Genomic DNA, 23,920 nt, shown 5'->3' with positions numbered 1-23,920 from the left:
TTAATGTACGTTCCCCATCAATCGCTTCATTAGCGGTCCAAAAAGCAGAACAACAGCTCCGGCAACCAAGGCATAAATCGCTATCAATCGGAACCCGTCCAAGTAAACATTCAAGGTCTCCAAACCGCCCACATTTTTATCGGTACTTTCTATGGCCAATTGTTTGGAAATAAACCCAACAATCTGGAATGCGTAGGCCGATGAAAGGAACCAAACCCCCATCATAAAGGCCACGATGCGCTTGGGGGAAAGATCAGTAATTTTGGAAAGCCCAACTGGGGACATAAATAGTTCCCCTACCGAGATAATGAAATATAACCAGAGTAGATAGGAGAAGGGAACCATCCCATTTTCATCTGCACTGCCTCCACTCAACGAAACCACATAAAACGCCAAACCTGCCAGAACCAATCCCATACCAAATTTGTACGGTGTCCTCGGGTTTATTTTCTTCTTGGCCATATACGTCCACATGATGGAAATGGGTATGGATAAAATCACAATGAACATGGAATTCAAGGCGTTGGTCTGACTTGCATTGATCAAGCTCAAATCCACATTTCTTGCTGCAAACAGGGTAATTACACTACCGTGCAATTCATGAAAGCCCCAAAAAATCGTCATGAAAAAGGTGATCAATAGGGCCATAAAGAGCTTTTTCCGCTCATCTGCTGTTGACTTGACCATAATGGTAGCCATATAAATCAACACAGCTATTCCAACCAAATAAAACAATAGGTTTACAATATTGGTATCCGCAAAAGCCGTTCCTTCAGCTCCCAACGACTTGTAGGAATGCAATAAAAAAGCAATTAACGGTGCGGACAAGAAGGCCAAAATAGGGATCAGGTGTTTTTGGGGTATCCCCATAACCTTTTTCTCATATACCTCCACACTCGGTGGTCTACCACCATCTCCAAATACATTTTTTTTGATTCCGCTCCAGAAGAACAGCAATCCTGTAAGCATTCCTATTCCTGCTAGTCCAAAACCATAGTGCCATCCGTAGGTTTCACCCAACCAACCACAGAGCAATGGCGAAATAAACCCTCCGATGTTGATTCCCATGTAGAATATGGTAAATCCCGAATCCTTTCTTGGGTCCCCATCCTTGTACAAGGTTCCCACAAAGGTGGAAATGTTCGGTTTAAAGAACCCATTTCCAACAATAATAAATGCCAAGGCCAAAAAGAAGGCTATATTATGTTCAATGGCCAACACAAAATGGCCAAGGGCCATTAAAATCCCTCCTAAAAAAATGGAGGATCGCATCCCTAAAATAGAATCGGAAATCTTTCCTCCAATTACGGTCGATGCATAGACCAAAGAACCATAGGACGCGTAAACCGCGGCAGCGGCGTAGTCCCTAGTTGCCAAGGCCTCGAATATTACATTGACCATGTAGAGCGTGAGCAGTGCCCGCATTCCGTAGAAACTGAAGCGTTCCCACAACTCCGCGAAGAACAGGTAGAATAGGCCTTGCGGGTGCCCTAAGAGCTGCTTTTCGCTGGCCGGTTTTACAATATCTGACATATATTAGATAGTTTGATTACAAATTTTCCTTGACAAACTTGGTCATCTTGTTATACAGATGAAGCCTCGTATTCCCCCCGTAGATACCATGGTTCCTATCTGGGTAAATGGCCCATTCAAAATCCTTGTTGGCTTGGACCAATGCCTCAATCATCCGCATGGAATTCTGAACGTGCACATTATCATCCCCTGAACCATGTACCAAAAGATATTTCCCCTTTAAAAGCTCTGGGTAATTAAAGGGAGAGTTGTCATCGTACCCTGAAGGATTTTCCGCAGGGGTTCGCATAAAGCGCTCGGTATAAATAGTGTCATAAAAGCGCCATGAGGTTACTGGTGCCACTGCAATGGCCATTTCAAAGGTATCGTTCCCCTTCAACAAACAATTGGTGCTCATGTGCCCCCCATAACTCCAGCCCCAAATACCAGTTCGGGCCTCGTCGATATAGGGTAGTTCGCTCAACTTTTTAGCCACAGCTATTTGGTCTTCCGTCTCATATTTGACCAAATTCATATAGGTGACCTTTTTAAAGTCCCTTCCTTTCAATCCTGTTCCCCGCCCATCCACACAGGCAATGATATATCCATCGGAAGCCAATAATTGATGCCAATAATCATTGCTTCCCAACCATCTGTTGGCAACTTGCTGTGATCCCGGCCCACTGTATTGGAACATAAATAAAGGATATTTCTTGTTGGGGTCGAAATCGGCAGGTTTGATCATATACATGTTCAAATCGTTGCCGTTTATGTTGATTGTGGAAAATTCCTTTGGACTCAATTCATAACCTTCCAGTTTTTTGGAAAGGGCATTGTTGTTCTTGATTACCTTGAGGAGTTTACCATCGGATGCTTGATGCAATGTAAATTGATATGGGGTTGTGCTACTCGAGTAGGTATTTATAAAATAGGTAAAGTCCGCGCTGAAGGCAGCAGAGTTGGTTCCTTCCCTGGAAGTAAGTCTCCTCTTTTTCTTTCCATTGGAGGCCACACTGTATACATCTCGGTTTATGGAACCATTTTCGGTGGACTGATAGTAGATTTTTTTGCGCTTATCATCATATCCATAATATCGGGTAACCTCCCACTCCCCTTGCGTCACTTGATTCTTTAGGGTACCATCCTTTCCATATAGATAAATGTGGTTGTGGCCATCCCGCTCACTGGTCCAGATAAAACTGTCATCGCCCAAGAACGTTAGGTCATCGGTAATATCGACATAGGCGGCATCCTTGTCTTCCAATAACAACGAGACCGAATTGTCAGTTGCATTGACCGTATACATTTTTAAATGGTTCTGGTGCCTGTTGATGGTCTGCACACTCAGTTCATCCGGATTGTGTTTCCATTTAATCCGCGGTATATAATAGGTATTGCCCAAATCCACATTGGATGTTGTTTGCGAAGCTATATCGTAAAGATGCAAACTAACCGTTGCGTTCTCTTCTCCTGCCTTGGGGTATTTAAACTCATGTTGAAAGGGATAGAGGTTCTGCCCGTATACATCCATGGAAAAATGGGGGACATTGGTCTCGTCAAAACGCAGGAAGGCAATCTTGCTCCCATTGCTGTTCCAGGCAAAGGCCCGCACAAAGGCAAACTCTTCTTCGTACACCCAATCCGTTACCCCGTTGATGATAGTCCCTTTGCTCCCATCCGTGGTAATCTGTTTGGTATCTTGGGACGCCAAATCCAAAATATAAATATTGTTGTTGTATACGTAGGCCACTTTGGAACCGTCTGGAGAAAGCAAAGGTTCCTGAATTTTTAAATCAGAAACCTTGGTAATATTCTTGGAGGCCACATCGTAGACATAATACACACCTAAACGGGAATGCCTAAAAACAGGTTCAATTTCTGTTGCCAAAATCACCTTGGATTCATCATCACTAAAGGTATAGGAACTAAAAAATGGAATATTTCCCGCGGAGGCCACAATGGTTTCAATCTTCTCCGAGGTCTCATAATTGTATTTGTCCAAACTACTGGAACGTGGAGAACGATTAAAATTCAAGACCGTATACTCCTTACCATTCTTCATGGAACGCAGCACGTCCATGTATTCTGTTCTGAAGGCACCTTGCCAGATATCTTCGAGGGTTATTTTCTTTTGTTGGGCTTGGGATAGGGTTAAAAATCCGAGAGTGAATAGGTAGAGCAGGAACTTGTTTCCCATGTATGTTAGAAATTGATTAAAAACCATCAAGTTTACTAATATTTTATCAGAATATAAACATTGTGGTTACACTTGTAACAGGAAATACGCTTGAAATAGTCTTAAATTAAAGCCAAAATGGGATTATCCTTATATTTGAATCCTTTAACCAAGCACCATGAACACTCCCGTTGAAGGATTTTCCAAACTCTCTAAGGCCGAGAAAATTGACTGGATAGTAACACACTATACCCAGGATTCCGTTGCTTCCAAAAAACTGTTGGAACGGTATTGGAACGAGGACCCAAAAATTCAACAGGTGCATGATGAGTTCATTGAAAATACGCTATCCAATTATTATCTCCCTTTTGCCGTGGCCCCAAATTTTCTGATCAACGGAAAATTTCATGTGATCCCCATGGTCATAGAAGAAAGTTCTGTGGTGGCCGCAGCAAGTAAAGCTGCCAAATTTTGGTTAGACCGGGGAGGGTTTTCATCCGAAATTTTGGGTGCGGAAAAAGTGGGACAGGTACATTTCATGTACCATGGTTCTGAAATTAAGTTGCAACAGTTTTTTGCAGAGGTTCATCCCAAGCTTTTGAAAAGCGTTGCATCCATCACCAAGAATATGGAAAAAAGGGGTGGTGGAATCAATGGGATTGAACTTCGCAACCTAAACGATAAAATAGCGGGCTACCATCAGCTCCATTGCACCTTTGAAACCTTGGATGCCATGGGTGCCAATTTTATCAACTCTTGCTTGGAACAATTTGCCAAAACCCTTACATCCGAAGCTAAAATATACCAAGACTTCACTTCTGATGAATCCCAAATTGAGGTCGTCATGAGCATCTTGTCCAATTATGTGCCTGACTGTTTGGTGAAGGCTGAAGTAAGCTGTCCCGTTTCAGAACTGGGGGAAGCCGGCATATCTGGTCAGGAATTCGCCCAGAAAATTGTGAGGGCCATTGAAATCGCCAAAGCGGAACCCCACCGTGCAGTTACGCATAACAAAGGGGTGATGAATGGGGTGGACGCGGTGGTCTTGGCAACTGGAAACGACTTTAGGGCCATTGAGGCCGGCGTACATGCCTATGCCGCCAAAGGTGGGCATTATTCCAGCCTCACCCATGCCAAAATTGAGGATGGCATCTTTACCTTTTGGATAGAACTTCCATTGGCAATCGGTACTGTAGGAGGACTCACCTCCTTGCATCCTATGGTTAAACTAACCTTGGAAATATTGGGGCATCCCAGTGCAAAGGAACTTATGCAAATTGTGGCGGTTGCTGGACTGGCACAGAATTTTGCCGCGCTTCGATCCTTGGTCACGACGGGAATACAAAAAGGTCACATGAAAATGCACCTGATGAACATGCTCAACCAAATGGGAGCTACCGAAAATGAAAAGCAACAGCTGGTTGCTTATTTTAAGGACCATACCGTAACCAACGCCTCGGTAAAGGAAGCTTTGGAAAAAATTCAATCGCAATAATGCCAAGGGAATTTTATAGCCATGGAAAATTGTTGCTCTCTGGGGAGTATGCCATCTTGGACGGTGCCCTTGGACTTGCCATTCCCACAAAATTCGGACAATCCCTGAAATTCACCCCAAGCCCCTACAATCTCCTGGATTGGAAAAGCTTCGATTCCGATGGACAACCATGGTTCGAAGCCAAACTGGAGCTACCAAAGTTTAAGATTAGCTCAACCACCGATCAGGAAACCGCGGATAGGCTACTTGAAATACTTGCTACTGCCAAAACACTCAATAACAGTTTTCTTGAAAGCGGGGGCGGGCTTGTTGAAACGAATTTGACATTTCCCAGAAATTGGGGTTTGGGCACTTCCTCCACCGTGGTCAACAATTTGGCCAATTGGGCCGAAGTGGACCCATACCTCTTACTGCAAAAAACCTTTGGGGGTAGTGGTTACGACATTGCATGTGCGCAACATAGTTCTCCAATTACCTACCAATTGCAAAATGGTCAACCCAAAGTCCAAAAGGTTGATTTTGACCCTCCTTATAAGGAGAAGCTTTTTTTTGTGTACCTGAATCAAAAAAGGAATAGCAGGGAAGCCATTTCCAACTATCGTTCACTTCAATTTGAAAAATCATTGTTAGTCGAAAAACTTTCTGCCCTTACCACTAAAATGATCAAATGTTCTACCCTTGATGAATTTGACTCTTTGTTGGACGAACACGAAGAGCTTTTATCCAAAGTTTTGGGAATACCTCCAGTAAAATCCAAATTGTTCAGCGACTATTCCGGGGCAACCAAAAGCCTGGGTGCCTGGGGTGGCGATTTTATCTTGGCAACCGGTTCCCAAAAACATCAAGCGTACTTTAAGGAAAAAGGGTATTCAACGATCCTTCCGTATACTGAGCTGGCTTTATAGTCTTCTTCACCAAATATGCTTCACCTTTTTTTCTGTACCTTAATAAAGTTATAGGGTACACATGGGGTATTTGCTTGTTTTAGGAATCGCTCAGGCCATCTTTTTTGTTTTGGTCCTGATTTTTGGCAAGCGCTCCTCCCTTCCATCACGTATACTAATAAGCTGGATGCTGATCATAGCGGCCAACCTTTTCGGCGTGTTATTAGCAGTCAACGGTTTCTTTAGATCAAACCCAAATTTGTTTGGATACGACACCACTTTGGTGTTTTTACATGGACCCATGTTGTATTTGTATGTGGTTACTTCAATCGCTTCAAATCCCAAACTTAAATGGGAGCACCTGATTCATTTTATCCCCTATGTTTTCTTTACCTGTTACCTTATTTATTTTCTAAAAATTGAAAACCGGGATGCCGGATATCAAGAAATACGGCAACTTTTGTACGATCCCAACACCACCCTGCTTATTTTGGAAGTGTGCATTCATGCCCTGTTCATCATATACATCATTGCCTCAAATGTCGCCTTGAAAATATTTCAAAAGAAACTTCCAGCTTCCTATTCCTTTACGGAAGGAATTGATTTTAAATGGCTTCAAAAGGTGATGTACGCCCTGTTGTCCATTTCCGCTATAATTCTAGTGAGTATGTTATTGAGTGATGTTTTGGGTGTATTCTCCCTGGAATTTAAAGGTCTTATTTTTTATGGGAGCATGGCTTTGCTTCCTTTTTACTTGTTTTTTCATGCCATTAACCGCAAGATGGTTTACCCTTCTGAACATCAGGTCGTCACCCAGAAATATAAGAACTCTACCCTCACCCAAACAGATGTGGTTAAAATCCAAGATCGCCTTGAGACCATAATGACGATGGAGAAACCTTTCTTGGACGGGCAACTTTCCATCTCCAAATTGGCGAGCATGCTGAATATCCACCAAAAAGAGCTTTCCCAAGTGATCAATGAGCGGTACCAAACCAATTTTTTCCATTTTGTAAATGGATATAGGGTAGCCGAGGTTGAAAAGAAAATTGCAAACCCAGCATACCAGAATTTTTCCCTCCTTGGGATTGCATTTGATTCGGGGTTCAATACCAAATCCGCTTTTAGCAAGGCTTTTAAAAGAGTAAACGGCATTACTCCCTCCGAGTTTAAAAAGCGAAACCAATAGGTTCTACTTCCTGATAGAGGTCGATTGGCGTATGGTCCTCCCCTAGTTTTGGAAAAAAAACAAAATGGACAACTTTAAATCAATTTCACGAATTACTGTACTGGGACTGGCCGTAGCTTTTTTTGGCCCTCCTTTGATCATTTACATCGCTTCCCAAATAGCACCCGATGTGTACACCAATATTTTTTTGGTGAAAAAGGAACTTCTCATTTTTGGAATTACCGGCCTCTTGATCTTACTTATTTACAGGGGAGAAAAATTGGACCTAAAATCCATTGGCCTGCACGGACGGCATTGGGGCAAGTCCATCCTCCACGGACTTGTACTGAGTATTGTACTTCTGGTAGTGGTTATTTTGACCGCTTTGGCACTTAGTATTTGGGATATTCCTGTGGGCGGGAGCGAAGTCCACAAATACAAGAATATTACCCTTTGGACCTGGACCCTTATTGTACTTAGGGCCGGGGTGGTGGAAGAAATTTGCTATCGGGGTTATATTATGGAGCGTCTTGAAAAGTGGACGGGCAATTGGTACATCTATTTCCTTATGCCCGCTGTGTTCTTTTCACTTTTGCATTATTCACAAGGTATCGCCGGAATTGCAATTTCGCTTGTGGCCGGCTTAATTCTGGCGTATTGGTATTGGAAAAAACGTGACCTTAAAGCCAATATCATGGCCCATTTCTTGGTGGATCTTACACCCAACGTACTACTGCCCTTATTGGGATTTGCACAATAATAGCTATGCCCCATGGCTGGGGCCTAGCTGTTTTTTAAGCGATACAGCCATAGCAAAACCCTTCATTTTGCCTCATCCGTAAACTGAAAAGGGGCATTCGTCAATTCAGAGCCTATTTACATCCATAATTTTTACAAATTGACCTTTGGAATCATGCAGGGCGTGACTCCTAGATTGATTGTAAAAATTTAGATGTTATGTTTGTTTGGGATTATACACTTTTGTTCTTCCTATTTCAAATACTCTTGATCTCGTTTGTATTTCTCTGGAAAAGGAAGAAAAATCAGGGCCATCAAAAAATGGCGTTGCTATTTGGAGTGCTGTTGTCTTACAATGCTTTTCTTACCTATTATGGCTGGTCCAATTCCAAAGACGAGTTTTACCTCGTACTAAGTTATGTCCTATTTGTTCCATTGGTGTTGCTCACCATAACCTTTTACATTAAGCCATGGCAACTTAGCGTTTTGGGCCGCAGACCAACCAGAGGTTTTATTGTTTTAGGGAAAAATCATAAATATGAAAAAACCGGGCTTTCGAGGGCTCTGTCCTTAGAGTTGAAGGATAAATTGGACTACCTGATGGCAACCCAAAAACCCTATTTAAGCCATGAGCTTTGTTTGGACGATATAGCAGACCTATTGGACATTTCCAGACACCACGCTTCCCAAGTGATCAACGAAAATTTTGGGCTGAATTTCTATGACTATATCAACAAGCATAGAATCGAGGATGCAAAATCAAAATTGGGTTCCAACGGTAAAAACCCAACCCAGTCCATTTCGGAAATTGCTTATGACTGTGGATTCAATAACCGTGTTTCATTTTACAAGGCCTTTAGAAAAATTACCCACACCACCCCTACGGAGTATACCCGTAACCCGGGTTAAGGTGGGTTGTTTTATCCATCGAACTTCTCAATCGGTCCTAACCTAAGGTAAGGACAAAAAATAATGGGATATAAAATTCCAAGATCCCGATTTATCGATTACACAATACAATCTGGTTTTCAGCGCCATTGACCCCGTGTAAATCTTCATCGGGAATTGTGTAAAGGTTTTTAAGCGCTAACAAAATCCGTATTTCCTTTTGCTTTTTTTGCTCGGCAATCTTCAGCGCAGGAGCTAAAACTTTTCTTCCCCTATAACAAGGCTTTGTTTTTCATCTGGAAGATTATTTGAATTAGCCCAAATAAAGAGTTTTCTCCTGTGTGATGGGTTGCTTGAACTAACTCTTAATTATTATTTATGAAATCTAAAACTCTATGGATGATGCTAGTGCCATTGCTCTGCCTTTGTACGACGGTACTAGCACAAGAAAAAACCGTGTCGGGCACTGTTACCGACCAATTGGGGCTACCCCTTCCGGGTGTCAACATTGTGGTTCCCGAAACCCAAAATGGCACCCAAACCGACTTTGACGGTAAATACACCATCACAGCCAGTCAAGGTCAAACCCTGTTGTTTTCTTATTTGGGGCAACAGGACGTTCGCCTAACCATAGGCGCTAGCAACCTCATCAATGTACAAATGCAGGAGGATGCCCAAGCCCTGGAAGAAGTTGTGGTCACCGCCCAAGGTGTGAAAAGAGAGAAAAAAGCCCTGGGATACGCCGTTACCACCTTAAAAGGGGAAGATATTACCGAGCGTCCCGAAACGGATGTAGCCCGTGCCTTATCGGGTCAAGTAGCTGGGGTCAACATCTTAGGAGGAAGCGGTCTGGCCGGTAGTGGAACCAATATTACCATTAGAGGGTTCTCGACCATGACAGGCAGTAACCAACCCCTTATCATAGTTGACGGGGTTCCTTTTTCCAACGACACTAATGAAACCAGTACCTTTTCAACCAGTGAGTCAGGGAACAATTCGGCTAGCAGATTGTTGGATCTAGACCCCAACAATATTTCCAGTTTAAGTGTTCTAAAAGGTCTAAGTGCAACTGTCCTGTACGGAGAGCAAGGTCGTAACGGAGTAATTCTCATAACCACAAAGGCAGGCGGAGGTAGTCTTTCCCAAGACAAAATGGAAGTATCCGTTAGTTCGTCCTACTTCTTTGAAAAAATATCCTCTACTCCCGATTATCAGAATAGATACGGTAATGGATGGCAGCAAAGTAGAGGCAAGGCATTTAGTAACTGGGGCTCTGAACTTACCGGTGAGCTAATTCTACATCCATATTCCGGTAATGCATACAATAGCGTTCAAACTGGTGGAGGGACATTTGATCAATTCTTTCCTCAATTTGCCGGGAACACCTCCTACCCATACCAAGCCTATAATAGTGTGGATAGATTCTTTAAACCAGGTTATACGGCAATCAACAATATCAATGTCTCCAAGGCTACTGAAAATGGCCGTTTTAACCTAAGCTATTCCAATAGCGATCAAAAGGGGTTTACCCCAAACAACACATTAAGGCGTAACAACTTTAACGTAGGTGGGACGGTTAAGCTATCCAACAAATTCACCTTTAACGGTACAATGAGTTATGCCAATACTGATAAAAGAAATCCCCCCAATGCGGCAAGTACCGGCTCTGCAAATTTAGCAGCTGGAGGATCCGGAATTTTTGCCAATGTATTGTATACACCTAGGTCAGTTGACTTAATGGGCCTCCCCTATGAAGATGATTTACGGAGAAGCGTTTATTATAGATCCAACAATAGTATTCAAAATCCCAGATGGACCGCTGAAAACGAAATCGACGAGGAAGTTACCGATCGGACTTTTTTCTCCATGTCCGGAACTTACCAATTCGATGATGCTCTTTCCGTTACTTGGAGAACCGGTTTTGACGGATACAACGAGACATCCTCTTTTAAAGTAAACAAAGGTGGGGTATACCTACCCAATGGTCTCTATTATGAATCCAGGTACACCGGTAAAATATGGGACCATTCAATTTTACTCAACTATGACAAGGATTTCTCCGACAAACTGAATCTAAGTGTTACTGCTGGAGCCAATGCTAGAAGGAACACCTTGACCTCGTCCTCTGTTCAATACAACAGGCAATTAATCTATGGAGCCTTCTTTGCCAACAATTTTGAGGACAGGGTAGGTACCAGCCTCTATCAGGAACAAGAAAACGTTTTTGGTGCATATATGTCAGCCACCTTGGGTATTAACAGCTTCGCGTACTTAAACATATCTGGAAGAAACGATTGGTCCTCCACTCACGAAACGGGGAACAATAGCATTGCCTATCCCAGTGCTAGTATTTCCTTTATCCCAACAGCGGCTTTTGATGGATTGCAAAGTAAAAATGGCTTAAACTATTTAAAGTTGAGGTTTGGGTATGGAAGTTCAGCAAACTTTGCCAGCCCTTATGTTACTGGAGATAGGTTAGGCGTGGCCGCCAAAGCTTGGCTAGACGCCAATGGAAATACCGTCAATATGAATGGTAGTCCAATAAACATAAATGATAGCGGTGTCAATAGGCTTGGAAATCCCAACCTTAAACCGGAATTGGTCTCTGAATTGGAACTAGGAATGGATTTGAAAGCTTTTAACAACCGATTTGGTTTGGAAGGAAGCGTTTATTCCAAAGAGGCCACGGACCAAATTTTGGACAGAAGATTGGATCCGGCATCTGGCTACACGGTGACTGCCGTAAACGCAGGAAAGCTGGAAACCAAAGGTTTTGAAGCTGGATTTAACATTACACCGGTACTTACAGATAATTTTCGATGGAATTTCATCGCCAATTTTGATGCCTATGAAAGTACAGTCACTGAACTCCCAGGTGGTGAGGAAGACCAACTTTTCCTATCCGGGCCCTACTCCAATCTAGGGAATTTTGCTGTACAAGGACAACCCTATAATGTTATCGTCGGTACTCCAATCCAAAGAGACGACAATGGCAACCCCGTTGTTGGTGCCGATGGACTTTACTTGGATGAGGACAAATTGGATATTATTGGCGATCCAAACCCTGATTGGCAGGGCACTTTGATTAATACCTTGACCTACAAGAATTTCACTTGGGGCATGCAGTGGAATTATCAACATGGCGGAGATATGTATTCAGCCACAGCCACTGCTTTAACTATAAGAGGTTTGGCAGGGGAAACGGATTTCGATAGAACCATACCCGTCATCGCTCCTGGTGTTAAACAAGATGGTACTCCCAATGACATCCAAATTACCCAAAATGACCATTATTGGGAAAATCTCGGAGAAGATGAGTTCAGAATTTATGATGCCACGCATTTAAGGCTCCGAGAAGTATCGTTATCCTATTCCCTATCCAAAAAAACACTGGACAATACTCCCTTTGGTAATGTTACCATTACGGCAACAGGAAATAATATGTGGTTCAAGGCATTCAACTTCCCTGACTCTATCAATTTTGATCCTTCTGTATCCAGTGAAGGGGTGGGCAACTCAAGAGGTTTTGATCTGTTGACCGGACCCACAGCAAAGAGATATGGTTTAACAGTTCGTGCATCATTCTAAAAAAACAAACATGAAAACAATATATAAGAAATCTACTGCCCTAATTGCACTATCGCTGTTGATAGGTCTTGGGGCTTGTGAATCCATTGAATTGGATGTGAACGAAAATCCCAATACAGCTACTCCAGCCAATTCCGATATTAATCTTTTGCTCAATGGAGCCATGCTCAATTTTTCAAAATGGTTGGGTGAAGAAGATGAAGACAACCGAATTGGGTTTGAGGCTGGAATGGAAGTGGTCCGAATGCTGCATATGTATGGGCCATTATACGAAAATGCTTTTCAGCCTGGCGATTTTGACGACGTTTGGCGACAAGCCTATGGCGGACACCTTTCAGATATCCAAACCATTAAAAACTTGTCCGATGAGATTGAACTGTATCATCATAAAGGTGTAGCCCAGATACTGGAATCCTATACATTGACCACATTAGTAGACTATTTTGGAGATGTTCCCTATTCCACGGCATTTCAAGGTTCAGAAGAACTTAATGCCTCTTTGGATGATGATGCAGAAGTATATAATGTGGCATTAAACCTACTGGATGAAGCCATTGATAATTTAGCTCTGGCACCTGCTACCAGTATTCCGGCAACTGGGGACATCTTCTACTTTGGGGACACGACCAAATGGGCCACCTTGGCCAAAACACTCAAACTTAGAATATATAACAACACCAGATTGGTAGACCCCAATGCTTCACTTGCAGGTATCAACGCACTTTTGGCAGAGGGGGATTTAATAGATGGCACTAATAGCCTTGATGAACCAAGTAATGAGGATTTCGCCGTTTATTATGGTACTAATGCATCTGCCCCAGATGTTAGGCATCCCCAGTTTATTAACAATTACCAAAACACCCCTAGCGGAGAATATATGAACATGTACTTCATGAACTTGATGGTGAATGGTTTTGCATCTGGCCCAGATCCCAGAACGCGCTATTATTTTTACAGACAAGTAGATGAATTCCCTCCAGAAACTGCTCAAGGCATCTTTGATTTTCCCTGTTTGGCGGAAAGTTTCCCAACCCATTACACCCAAGGTGTGGATGCTTTTTGTACTTCCATTGGAGACGGGTACTGGGGTAGAATACACGGGGATGCGCAAGGGCTCCCTTCAGACTCTGATAAAATTACTACCTGGGGAACTTACCCCATAGGCGGAAAATTTGACAACAATGCGTTTGAGGCCGTGGGCATCTCCTCAGGTATGGGAGGCGCAGGAATAAATCCATTGTTGTTAACCTCCTTTGTGTATTTCATAAGAGCAGAAGCCGCATTGACCTTGGGCACCTCTGACAATGACATAGAAATGCTGAGAGAAGGTATTTGGTCCTCCTTAAACAAAGTAGTGAACTTTGATCCCAATACAGCCGGAAGCACTTTTGCACCAACCGATGAGGATCTTAATATCTACGTTCAAGAAATCTTGACGGATTATGTTGGTGCCGAAAGCGACGAGGAAAGACTAAATATCATCATGACCCAGGCCTATATTGCCAGTTGGGGCAATGTGGTAGAAGCCTACAACAACTATAGAAGAACGGGCATGCCCTTGGATATGACCCCCACCCAATTGGAAAACTCAGGATCTTTTATTAGGTCATTCAAATATCCTTCAGTGGCCATAGACAACAATCCCAATATAGAACCCAAGGCCAACCAAGCGGTTAAAGTCTTTTGGGATTTGGATACTGCAGATTTAGACTTTTAAAAACACAACCATGAAAAATATACATAAGATTTTTGCCTTAGCATTGATGTTCGCAGCACTTGGTGCCTGTGAAGATGAAGATAAAACAACCTATTTGCATGCTCCAGAACTGCAGCATGGCGCATATTTCAGAAACATTGAAAATGGGGGTATTTTTAATAAGAATGATGGCTTTGTAGTTTCCAGTTATTCCATTACCGGAGAGGTAGTCTCTCGAGATATTAGTGAAGTGGCTACTTTGGACTTTAGCATAGCCTTTCAAGACAACTCCACAGATGGTGATCCAGATACCGAAGATGATTTTTCAATTGCTCCAGTGTTGATAGAAACAGTCAATGTTTCATCGCTATCCGTTAATTCCAATGGTTTTCCGGAAAAGACCTATGAATTAACCGCTGATGAAATATTTGCTGCGTTAAATTTAGATGACACTGATATTGAAGGAGGCGATCTGATAATCTTCTCCATTGTCATCACAATGACAGATGGCACTGTTTTCAACTCGTCCAATACCGGGGATAGTGTGCGTGGAGAACTCTTTTTTAGATCCCCTTTAGATTATACCTCATCCATTGTGTGCCTTGATGCGCCAACCCCAGGGGATTGGGTGCTTGACATGCAAGATCTTTATGGCGATGGTTGGAACGGTGGAACCATTACTGTCAATATGGATGGGGTCTTAACCACCTATTCAGTTTCCAGTGAGTCTGGGACTACCCAAACAGAAACCATTACAGTTCCAGAAGGCACCTACGTGTTTACTTGGACATATACCTCTGGAGATTGGGAAGAAGAAAACGTATACACCTTAACAGACCCAAATGACAATGTGGTTTTGGATGAAGGCCCAACACCTACGGTAGGGGAATTACTTAACCAATGTGATTAATGAAATGTCAGGTTTCTGGAGACTTAACTCCAAAGGGTTTTAAATCACAAACAATTTAGGATTCTAGGTAGAATCAAGTTTAAACAAAAAAAGCCTCCCATTGGGAGGCTTTTCAATTTTATGGTCGGTCGTTGACTCTTAATAAAAAATAGCCCGCTTATCTTCTACCTCAGCGCCTTCTTTAAGGGCATTATAAACAGCTCCATTTACCCTATTGGAAGCACCTGTTCTTAGCGTATTGGCGTAAGTACTAAAGTTATCCACGTTCGGCGCATCCTCTTTTTTGGTCACTTTGATCATAAACACCCCTGTTTCCCCTTTGATCAATCCGGAAGTTGCATCCAATGGTAAGGCAAAAGCCGTACCCACAACCAAAGGTTCTCTTCCTGCTCCAGGAAGCGTAGGCGATTTCATGGTCAAGGAAGAGGCATTGGACTTTGCAACATTACTTGCTGAAGCAAAAGCATCCATATCCATATTGGAATGTGCAGCAATAATCTGCTCTGCTTTACGCTCTTTTCTGATTTTAGGCAAAGCCGTGGCCGAAGCATCCTCAGGTGACATTAGACCATCCTTGTATTTTTTGGTCAACTGTACCACAGCATACCCATTATTGATGTTAAATCGCTTAATGTCCCCAACTTTAGTATCTTCATTGAAAGCCCACTGAACAATACCACGTTGTGTGGAAAGTCCAGGTAGGTTTTCATCCATCTCCTTGATCTTGTTCACAGGTCGTACCACATAACTGCTTGCCGTGGCAACATCCCCAAATGCTTCTGGTTCTGCATCAATGGCCGCCATTTCAAACTTAGTGGCGTCGGTAAACAAGGTATTGGTGGTTTCTTCCGAAGGTGCAACCTCCCGAGAAAGTGTGGCTACTTGGATAAGATCCTGTTTGTCATCAATTTTAATGATATGGAAACCAAATGGGGTTTCTACCATTCCTATATCGTTAAGGTCGTTCTCAAAAAGGAAGTTTCTGTAGTTCTCTGCCAAACCTAGGTCTGATTGCCTGAAATAACCAATGTCTCCTGATCGTTGCACCGCAGTTGGGTCGTCTGAATGTTCTCTGGCCAACGCAGCAAAATTGGCATCGGCCTTTTTGGCTTCAACCAACATTTTTTTGGCCTCGGCCTCAGCTTCTTCCTTAGTTCGGGTTATATCGGCACCTGCTCTCTGCGCACCTTCGTAGGCGTAAAGAATGTGACTTGACTTCACAGAGCCCTCGGCTTTCTTGTCCAACACCTTGGTCACTCTAAAGAAGTCCCCATCGCGGTAAGGTCCGTAGATTTCACCAATGGACATTGCCATCAAGGTATCTGCAGCAATGGAAGGTAGTTCGTTTTTAGCTTTAAAAATGCTATCGTATTTAGTATCTGAATTTCTACTTCTGTCCAAAAAGGCAGCGATATCATCCGTGTTTCTGAACTGTTTTTCCACATAGGTGGTATCCGCCGCATTGGTAACCTTATCCTCAATTAAGTTGGTGATATCCTCCTTTACCTGGTTCTCATCCTCCAAGGATGGTTTTTCTTCAAAATAAACAAAACGAATATCCCGTGCTTTCTCTTGTTTAAAATCATTTGGGTGATTGTTGATATACGCTTGGATATCCTCTTTGGAAACTTGGATCGTACTATCGGCAATGGCAGTATAAGGCACCCGAACATACTGAATATCCACTTTTTCATTCGCCAATTTGTAATCGAACTCACCTTCTGCAAGCGTAGCACCAACCCCGCCCTTGATCAGGTTAAAGTAGATGCGTTCCTTGGCAGATTGGATAATGGACTCTTCCCTTTTCAACCACCAGTCAAAACGGATGGGATCGTTTACCTTCCAATCGGCTACGGTATTGATAAATACCTCCTCATTAAAAATCCCATTTTCATCTTGGAATTCGGGCAGCTGGGCAAAGCCGGAAGTTCGGACAAATTCAATGATTTGGTCACTTTCAACGTCAATCCCAAGATCCTCAAATTGTTGGGCCAAAATGGTTTTGCGTACTTGTTGGTCGTATACCTGGTTTACCAATTGATTTGAAGAAATCCCTGATCCATACAGGTTTGCCGCAGCTTCCACTTCTTGTCTAAAATCGTCAATGGAAATACTTTCCCCATTTATCTCAGCCACCGAGGAACCCACTTTAGCACCTCCTGCAAAATCGTTGCTAGTGAAAACTCCTGATATTACAAAGGCGAACAAGGCCATACCGATAATCAAAATCAGTACTGTTGTTCGTTTCCTAATATTCTCTAATATTGCCATTTTACTGCTTGTTTTCTGCGAACTCCTGTAAGCTTTTTCGAATTGGTTAAAAAGTTCAAATGAGTTCAGTAATTTCAGTGGGCGAAAATACCATTTTCTTTTCAAATAGGAAAGCCCAAAAACTGTCGGAAATTGTTAATCTTCAAGCAAAACATGTACGCTCACCAAGTCGATTTTTGTATTGGACACTTCCAAGATCCTAAATGAAAAGTTGTCAATCTTGATCTCGGAGTCCTGCTCAGGAATTTCCCCGGTTCCGTTCATGATAAGTCCACCCAAAGTTTCGTATTCTTCGCTTTCTGGAAGCTCCAGTTTATAGTTCTCATTAATATAGTCCACCTCCAAGCGGGCGGAAAACTTGTAAACGTTCTCGCTGAGTTGTTCTTCGTGCAAATCGGTGCTATCGTGCTCGTCCTCAATTTCCCCGAACAATTCTTCAATAATATCTTCTACCGTCATAATCCCGGAAGTGCCCCCATATTCATCCAATACAACGGCCATACTCTTCCGTTTTTTTGTGAGTACATTTAGGATATCCTGAATGAGCATAGTTTCCGGAACAAACTCTACCGGAAGCAATATGCTCTTTATGGTCTTGGGCTTTTTAAACAACTCATAGGAATGTACATAGCCAATTATTTCATCGATGTGTTCCTTATAGACCAAAATCTTGGAATACCCAGTCTCTGAGAACAACTTCGCGAGGTTTTTAGGGGTCTCATCTAGTTCAACGGCGGTAATCTCGGTACGTGGTACCATAACTTCCCTCGCCTTTACAGCAGAAAACTCAAGCGCGTTTTGAAAGATCTGGATCTCGGAATCCACCTCATCCTCTTCTTCCACAGTTTCCATTTGTTCGGTGATATAATCTCCCAATTCCAATTTGGTAAAGGCCAATTGTACTTCATCGCCTTCAGTTTTGAAAAACACCCTAAGAATAAAATCTGAAACCTTGATCACAAACCATGAAATAAAAGAGAAGATCACGTAAAAAAAGTAGGCCGGAATGGCAAAGAACTTCAACAGGGTGTTAGCGTAAATCTGAAAAAGCACCTTGGGGAGAAATTCGGCAGTGATCAGAATAACAAAGGTGGAAATAATGGTCTGGGATAGTAGCCTAAAATCGGTAAGCATGGCGTTCAAAAAATCGCTCGTGCTGGGTAATAGGGTCTGAAACCATTCCATGAGCAAATCCCCCATGAACAAACCGTAGATCACCAGGGCAATGTTATTGCCAATAAGCATGGTGGCGATAAACTTGGAGGGTTTTTCGGTCAACCAGGTCAGCACCTTGGCAAAAAAGCCCTCTTGCTTTTTCTCAATCTCAATATGAATCCGGTTGGCAGAGACAAAGGCGATTTCCATTCCGGAAAAAAAGGCCGAAAACAGTAAGGAAAGTACTATTATAATCAGCGAAGTATCCAAACAATACTACTGTTGGTTATCCTGTTTTCGCTGTTCGAAACGCTTGCGGTATTTTCTTCTAAAGAGAAACATGGCAATAGAGACCACGGCGAAAAAAATAAAAATATAAGTCTCTTTGGGCTCTTCGGCCCACAAGGTAGCAACCTTATAAACGGAAATTATGGCCACGGCCAAATACAGATATTCGGTATATCTTAGAATCTTAATCATCCAGTTCTTTTTCTTTAATTGTCATTAGACCATAGGTCTTGTGTGCCTTAAAATAGCTGCGATCTCTGTTGAAATCCATCCCCTCCCCATCCATAACGGAACCATCTTCCGGATTGATGTAGGTGAAGGCCTCTTCTGTAAAAATCCAATTGTTGGATCGATCAAAAAACATTTGGGGTGCCTCCAATCTTTTTCCGTCATGACTTTCAACGACCACATTTCCTTGAAGGTCGATCAGGTTGGTCTGGGAATACACGATGCCATAATCGGCCGTGATGACACTTTTTTGGTTTTTATCGTCGAAGAAGTCTACCTGAAGCCCTTTGGGAAAGGTACGAAATTTAAAAATCTGATTATCGAAATCTTCATAGGCCGGGCTAGTGAGGACAGCAATGATCTTTGAATCGGCTTCATCCTCGTTTTTCATCTCCTTTGGGGTTTCCGTATAGGTAAGGGTCAGGTTTTGGGCCACACCTTGTGGAAAGATGGGTTTAACCGCTTCTTCCCCCACCCTTTGGTAGTTATCCTTACAGGATATAAAAAGGATTGCCACGGTAAAAACCGTGGCAAAACACTTTAAAATATTTTCGGATGTTTGTCTCACTCTACAAATTAGGTACTCTTACGCTACCTCCTACCCAACAACTAAATGTTACGGTCTGACCAGCTTTTCCAGAGCTAAAAATCATCTCCTTTGTCGGAGCTTTGGCATTGTAACTAGCCGCAGATTGGCCGGCACGTCCACTCAAGGATGGATCTACACGACCAGCTTTTCTGGCCATTTCGGCTGCCTTCCAGTAAATCGCCCTCTTTTCAAAAGGAGTGCTTCCACAGGCATTTGCACTGGTAGCGTACAAATTGGCGATCAACAAATAAGCCTTACCGTTTGCTGAGTTAGCATTGATGGCCTTTTGAGCATAATTTCTTGCTTGGGACTTGCTACTTCTTCGAACAGTAGTTGCAATCTTGTAGAGGATATTGGATTTTCTATGGGGATCTGTTTCCAACTCAACCGCTTTGTTAAAGTCGGCAATGGCCCCACTGTTATCTCCAGCTTTTTGCTTCAACACACCTCCATACATATAAGCATCAGCAGAAGGATCTAAAGCCAATTGGGCTTCGAATAACTTTCGGAACATTGGGTCGTCCGTACACTCCTTGGCGAACATTCTACCCACAGCGCGCTTCACCCAGTTTACATCGCCCTTCTTGGCATCGTAATTTTTCTCGTAAAGCGGAATTAGGTTCTCGCAGTTTGCCAAATCTCCCAATTTGGTATCGATACTGGAAGCAATTTGACCATAGGATTTGGAATTGGTCTCATAAACCCTTTTCAAGCGACCTTCTTTTGAAGTCAATGCAGTTCCCGCATCTTCTTTTTCCAGAAGTTTACGGAGTGCACTTGTTAATTTTTTATTCTCTTCTTCTACCTTTTCGGTAACATCATCATAAACATCGAAAACTTCCTGAAGTTCTTTGGAACCTGCCTTGTGTAAATCAACCAAAGTAGAGAAGTATAGATAAAGGGCCTTCGGATTTTTAAAGTGATCTTTGTCCCCTTCAAAGGCTTTGCCCAACATATCGTACAATTGTGCATCTGAAGCCATCTTATTGTCATACATCAAGAGGGCTTTGTCGATAGCAACGTCTGCTGGATAAAACTTGGTTGGGAAATATTTTAGACTGTTGTCGTAAAGGGACATCAAATCTTGGATATAGCCATCCTTATCCGCCCCAGTGGAATTTTTAATTTTATGGGAAAGTATCTTTTCACCGTAAGAGAAGTTGGCCTTGTTGATATCTGGGCAACTTTCATACACCATTTTCCAAGGTTCGTAGGCGGCGTCGTAATTTTTAACTTTTGCGTGTTCTGCGTAAATGGAAAGATTGGTCATGCACTCAGGGTTTTGAGCCTGGGCCATACTTAATCCCATCGACATAAGGACCGCTATCATCGTTAAGTAGTGTTTCTTCGTCATCTTACTAATTTTAAAGTGGTTAATGTACAAATTTTCATGAAAAAAATATCTTAAAGCGGAAGATATCCAAGTTAATTTGAAGATATCAGAATAAAATCCCCATCAATCTATTTTTCTTTTAAAGAACCATTTGTCATTTAAGGAAAGTCCGACCTTAATATTAAAGTAGCCTTCCTCGATCAGGTTCTCATCTGTTGTGCCGCGTTTTCCTACTTCAAAACCAAGGTTTAAATTGGAAAAGCTGCTGCTCAACGGTAACCCAAATCCAAAATTTATGCCAAAATCATTGATTTCTTCTCCATTCACCTCCAAACCGCTTACTTCATATCGAAGTCCGGCCCTATAGGTAATCCTTTTATGGTACCCTGATAGGGACCTGTAATCAGGGACCCAATACCCTCCAATAGTGAACGTACTGGCATCCATATAGGACACATTATCTATTCCCAAAAATTCATTTTTGAATTCACTAAAGGGCTGAAAACTGTATTCTCCCCCAATGAACCATTTCTTATTTTCCCCGAAACCAAGGCCCAAAGTAGTTTTGGTGGGTATCTTCAGTTCGGTGTATTTAAGATTGTTCGGATGTAGATTCACATCGATAACCTCAATTTCTTGTCCGTTTACCAAAGAGAACGACCCCAATCTTGCAGAGTTTTCCGAGGCGAGGTTGCCCTGGGTATTTACCAAAACGGAAGCAAATAATGTGTATTTGTCCTTTATGGTTGGAGTGTAGTTTAGTGCATAATTAAAATCCAATCCGTTGATTCGGGAAACCCGTCGGTCCAGGGTTCCAAATTGGACCCCTTCAACACTTTGGATGCGTTGATATTCAAGGGTACCAAAATTAAAGTTCCCGGTAACCCCGATACTTACGTTTTTGATGGGTTCAAATCCTATGGAAATAAATATACGGTTGAGGCCGCCATCGCCGGTGAAAACATTGGTTACATCTTGCTCATCGCTATTGGTCGTCTCATCGGTGAGCTCATAGCCTACAGAGGATAAGGGCATGATCCCGAAACCTACCCCCATTTTTTTGGCAATGGGAAATCCAATCGCCAAATAATCCAAATTGGTGACTTTGGCGTTCTGCTTTTCCTGGCTGTCCTTCAGCGTAAACATGTTATGGGAAATCCCAGCCGTATAGGTTGTAAGTCTTAGTTTGGAATAAGCCGCCGGATTACTTAGGTTAAGATGGATGCTATCGCCGTACAGACTCAACCTCCCCATCATCTGGTTTTCAACCGTACCACTGGTTCTAAGATCTCCTATACCAAAATAAGAATAAGGTGATATGGTGGCGTTCTGCGCAAAAAGGCCGTGTGCGGCCACGCAAAAAAATGCAATCAAAAATTTCTTAACCATCTAGCGTTTGTTGTATTCCAGCAAGTAATTTAGCCCCTCCAAGAGAAATTTAGAATTCGCAAATATGGTATTTTTTAGCCGTTTAGCAAAAAAATGGAAGTCACCGCCTGTTAAAATAACTGTTAAATCTTGAAAGCGAGATCTGTACTGGTCGATTACCCCATCAATTTCTTGCGAAACACCATTAATTACCCCGCTGTGCATGCTGGTCTCTGTTGTGTTGCCAATGAAGTCCAAAATCTCCTCAGGTTCCAATAAAGGTAAGGCTGCAGTTTGATTGTTCATGGCCCTGTACCGCATGCCAATTCCAGGGGAAATTGCGCCGCCAACATACTCCCCATTATCGTTGATCATATCGTAGGTAATGCAGGTTCCCGCGTCAATAACCAAAGTATTCCCCCTTGGGTTTTTATAAAAGGCGGCGGTAGCCAGCGCCACTCGGTCCATCCCCAGTGTATGGGGTGTTGCATAGCTGTTCTTAAAAGGTACTTTGGAGTCGGCACTAAGCACATGGACTTTGCAGAACAGGGAAACGATATCCCTTTCTTTATGCTCCAATGTCCCAACAGATGCAATAAGTGCATGGTCTATTTTAGGAAATCGCTCAAAGAGTTCCTTGACTTTGGAAAGAAACATTCCCGCTTCCGAACTTTGATCAAATTGCAGGGTACTATTTTCAAAGACAGCGTATTTGATACGGGTATTGCCAATGTCTATTACCAAGTTCATGATACAAAGATGAAAAATTGAAAAAAAACCACTGCCTTTTTTCCCGTTTTTGTTTGTATATCCTAATTTTGAAATTATATTTGCACCCGCCTTTGCAAAAGGCATGGGAGGTACCTTAGCTCAGTTGGTAGAGCAACGGACTGAAAATCCGTGTGTCCCTGGTTCGATTCCTGGAGGTACCACAAAGTGGTAGATACAGTAAACGTCTTGTGAAAGCAAGGCGTTTTTTATGGGAAAAATTGACCATGACCCTATTATCCTGAATTTGTTAGGTATCAAAAAGCCATTAGCTTTATGGGAAGCCATACAAACGAGCTATGATGTCAATTTTTACCTCATCGCGCGAAAAACGGCTTTGGCTATATGCTTTTGCCGTTCTTGCTGCAATTTTTGCCACGCTTTTTGTTGGAAGACCTCTGGCAAATCAGTTGCGGGACCAAAATGTACAGGCCATTTTTTTTCTGCTAGGAATGCTCTTGGTGGGTTCGGTGCTTGTGGTCTATGGACTGCGGACGCGACCTGGAAAAATCGAGCTCACCGTACTGTTGGGTATAATTGCGGTTTACACCTTGTTTATTTTTAGGTTGGGTGCTCCAGAACGCAGTCATCTTATAGAGTTTAGCGTGCTTGCGGTATTTGTTCACAACGCACTGACCGAAAGGGCCGCCAACGGAAAAAAGGTGCCATGGCCCTTCATTCTTACTTTCATCATTACATTTCTAATAGGGATTTTGGACGAAGGTCTGCAACGATTCCTTCCGAATAGGACTTTTGATATCGAAGACATACTCTTTGACGGCATGGCAATCATTGCAGCCCTAATAACCAAGCTAATATTGGGATGGGTGCGTCAACGAACGCGTAAAACAAAATAGGATAACAC

Annotated in this window: 18 protein-coding genes and 1 tRNA gene; 10 read left to right on the top strand and 9 right to left on the bottom strand. The window is 42.6% G+C overall.

The window, feature by feature from the left end; translation table 11 throughout:
• Entirely contained in the window at nt 1-1,533 is a 1,533-nt protein-coding gene (locus M3P07_RS14390) for a peptide MFS transporter (RefSeq protein WP_249970630.1), read from the bottom strand.
• Nucleotides 1,534-1,549: 16 nt separating this feature from the next.
• Nucleotides 1,550-3,709, bottom strand: a complete 2,160-nt coding sequence (locus M3P07_RS14385) for a S9 family peptidase (RefSeq protein ID WP_249970629.1) — start codon at nt 3,707-3,709, stop codon at nt 1,550-1,552.
• A gap of 157 nt (nt 3,710-3,866) precedes the next feature.
• On the opposite strand from M3P07_RS14385, the gene M3P07_RS14380 reads away from it, so the two are divergent.
• From M3P07_RS14380 to M3P07_RS14345, 8 genes are all read left to right on the top strand, one after another.
• Nucleotides 3,867-5,183, top strand: coding sequence for a hydroxymethylglutaryl-CoA reductase, degradative (locus M3P07_RS14380; RefSeq protein WP_249970628.1), 1,317 nt, complete (start codon nt 3,867-3,869; stop codon nt 5,181-5,183).
• Nucleotides 5,183-6,088, top strand: coding sequence for a GYDIA family GHMP kinase (locus M3P07_RS14375; RefSeq protein ID WP_249970627.1), 906 nt, complete (start codon nt 5,183-5,185; stop codon nt 6,086-6,088). The genes M3P07_RS14380 and M3P07_RS14375 overlap by 1 nt, the downstream gene beginning before the upstream one ends.
• A 61-nt stretch (nt 6,089-6,149) precedes the next feature.
• Nucleotides 6,150-7,256, top strand: coding sequence for a helix-turn-helix domain-containing protein (locus M3P07_RS14370; protein WP_249970626.1), 1,107 nt, complete (start codon nt 6,150-6,152; stop codon nt 7,254-7,256).
• 64 nt (nt 7,257-7,320) lie between these two features.
• Nucleotides 7,321-7,995: a CPBP family intramembrane glutamic endopeptidase gene (locus M3P07_RS14365; RefSeq protein WP_249970625.1), complete on the top strand. Its 675-nt coding sequence runs from the start codon at nt 7,321-7,323 to the stop codon at nt 7,993-7,995.
• Between the two features lie 299 nt (nt 7,996-8,294).
• Complete coding sequence (locus M3P07_RS14360) at nt 8,295-8,882, top strand: helix-turn-helix domain-containing protein (protein ID WP_249970624.1); 588 nt, start codon at nt 8,295-8,297, stop codon at nt 8,880-8,882.
• A 357-nt stretch (nt 8,883-9,239) separates the two neighbouring features.
• Complete coding sequence (locus M3P07_RS14355) at nt 9,240-12,449, top strand: SusC/RagA family TonB-linked outer membrane protein (protein WP_249970623.1); 3,210 nt, start codon at nt 9,240-9,242, stop codon at nt 12,447-12,449.
• A gap of 10 nt (nt 12,450-12,459) precedes the next feature.
• Entirely contained in the window at nt 12,460-14,166 is a 1,707-nt protein-coding gene (locus M3P07_RS14350) for a SusD/RagB family nutrient-binding outer membrane lipoprotein (protein ID WP_249970622.1), read from the top strand.
• 10 nt (nt 14,167-14,176) lie between these two features.
• On the top strand, nt 14,177-15,055 hold the full coding sequence (locus M3P07_RS14345; protein ID WP_249970621.1) for a hypothetical protein: 879 nt from the start codon (nt 14,177-14,179) through the stop codon (nt 15,053-15,055).
• A gap of 138 nt (nt 15,056-15,193) precedes the next feature.
• Here the strand turns inward: M3P07_RS14345 and M3P07_RS14340 are convergent, their stop codons facing one another.
• From M3P07_RS14340 to M3P07_RS14310, 7 genes are all read right to left on the bottom strand, one after another.
• The gene (locus M3P07_RS14340) at nt 15,194-17,326 is read right to left on the bottom strand and encodes a peptidylprolyl isomerase (protein ID WP_249970620.1); all 2,133 of its coding nucleotides are present in this window, start codon (nt 17,324-17,326) and stop codon (nt 15,194-15,196) included.
• A gap of 135 nt (nt 17,327-17,461) precedes the next feature.
• Nucleotides 17,462-18,751 (bottom strand): hemolysin family protein, encoded by a 1,290-nt coding sequence (locus M3P07_RS14335; RefSeq protein WP_249970619.1) that lies wholly within the window; start codon nt 18,749-18,751, stop codon nt 17,462-17,464.
• Between the two features lie 6 nt (nt 18,752-18,757).
• Nucleotides 18,758-18,961 carry a hypothetical protein gene (locus tag M3P07_RS14330; RefSeq protein WP_249970618.1) on the bottom strand — a complete coding sequence of 68 codons (204 nt, stop codon included), beginning with the start codon at nt 18,959-18,961 and terminating at the stop codon, nt 18,758-18,760.
• A complete protein-coding gene (gene lptC / locus M3P07_RS14325; protein WP_249970617.1) occupies nt 18,954-19,565 on the bottom strand; it encodes an LPS export ABC transporter periplasmic protein LptC in 612 nt (203 codons plus the stop codon). Before lptC ends, M3P07_RS14330 begins: the two co-directional genes overlap by 8 nt.
• Before the next feature lies 1 nt (nt 19,566).
• Nucleotides 19,567-20,940, bottom strand: a complete 1,374-nt coding sequence (locus tag M3P07_RS14320; protein ID WP_249970616.1) for a hypothetical protein — start codon at nt 20,938-20,940, stop codon at nt 19,567-19,569.
• 102 nt (nt 20,941-21,042) lie between these two features.
• The gene (locus tag M3P07_RS14315; protein WP_249970615.1) at nt 21,043-22,308 is read right to left on the bottom strand and encodes a BamG family beta-barrel-assembly machinery protein; all 1,266 of its coding nucleotides are present in this window, start codon (nt 22,306-22,308) and stop codon (nt 21,043-21,045) included.
• A complete protein-coding gene (locus M3P07_RS14310) occupies nt 22,309-23,037 on the bottom strand; it encodes a type III pantothenate kinase (protein WP_249970614.1) in 729 nt (242 codons plus the stop codon).
• Nucleotides 23,038-23,146: 109 nt separating this feature from the next.
• Between M3P07_RS14310 and M3P07_RS14305 the strand changes: the two genes are divergently transcribed.
• Together M3P07_RS14305 and M3P07_RS14300 are read left to right on the top strand one after the other, a co-directional pair.
• Nucleotides 23,147-23,219, top strand: a tRNA-Phe gene (locus M3P07_RS14305).
• A 135-nt stretch (nt 23,220-23,354) separates the two neighbouring features.
• Entirely contained in the window at nt 23,355-23,912 is a 558-nt protein-coding gene (locus M3P07_RS14300) for a VanZ family protein (protein ID WP_249970613.1), read from the top strand.
• Nucleotides 23,913-23,920: the final 8 nt, after the last annotated feature.

The sequence above is a fragment of the Flagellimonas myxillae genome, from assembly GCF_023502235.1.
GTDB lineage: Bacteria > Bacteroidota > Bacteroidia > Flavobacteriales > Flavobacteriaceae > Flagellimonas > Flagellimonas myxillae.
Note: the sequence above shows the minus strand (reverse complement) of the source record. Positions and strands in the feature narration are given on the sequence as shown.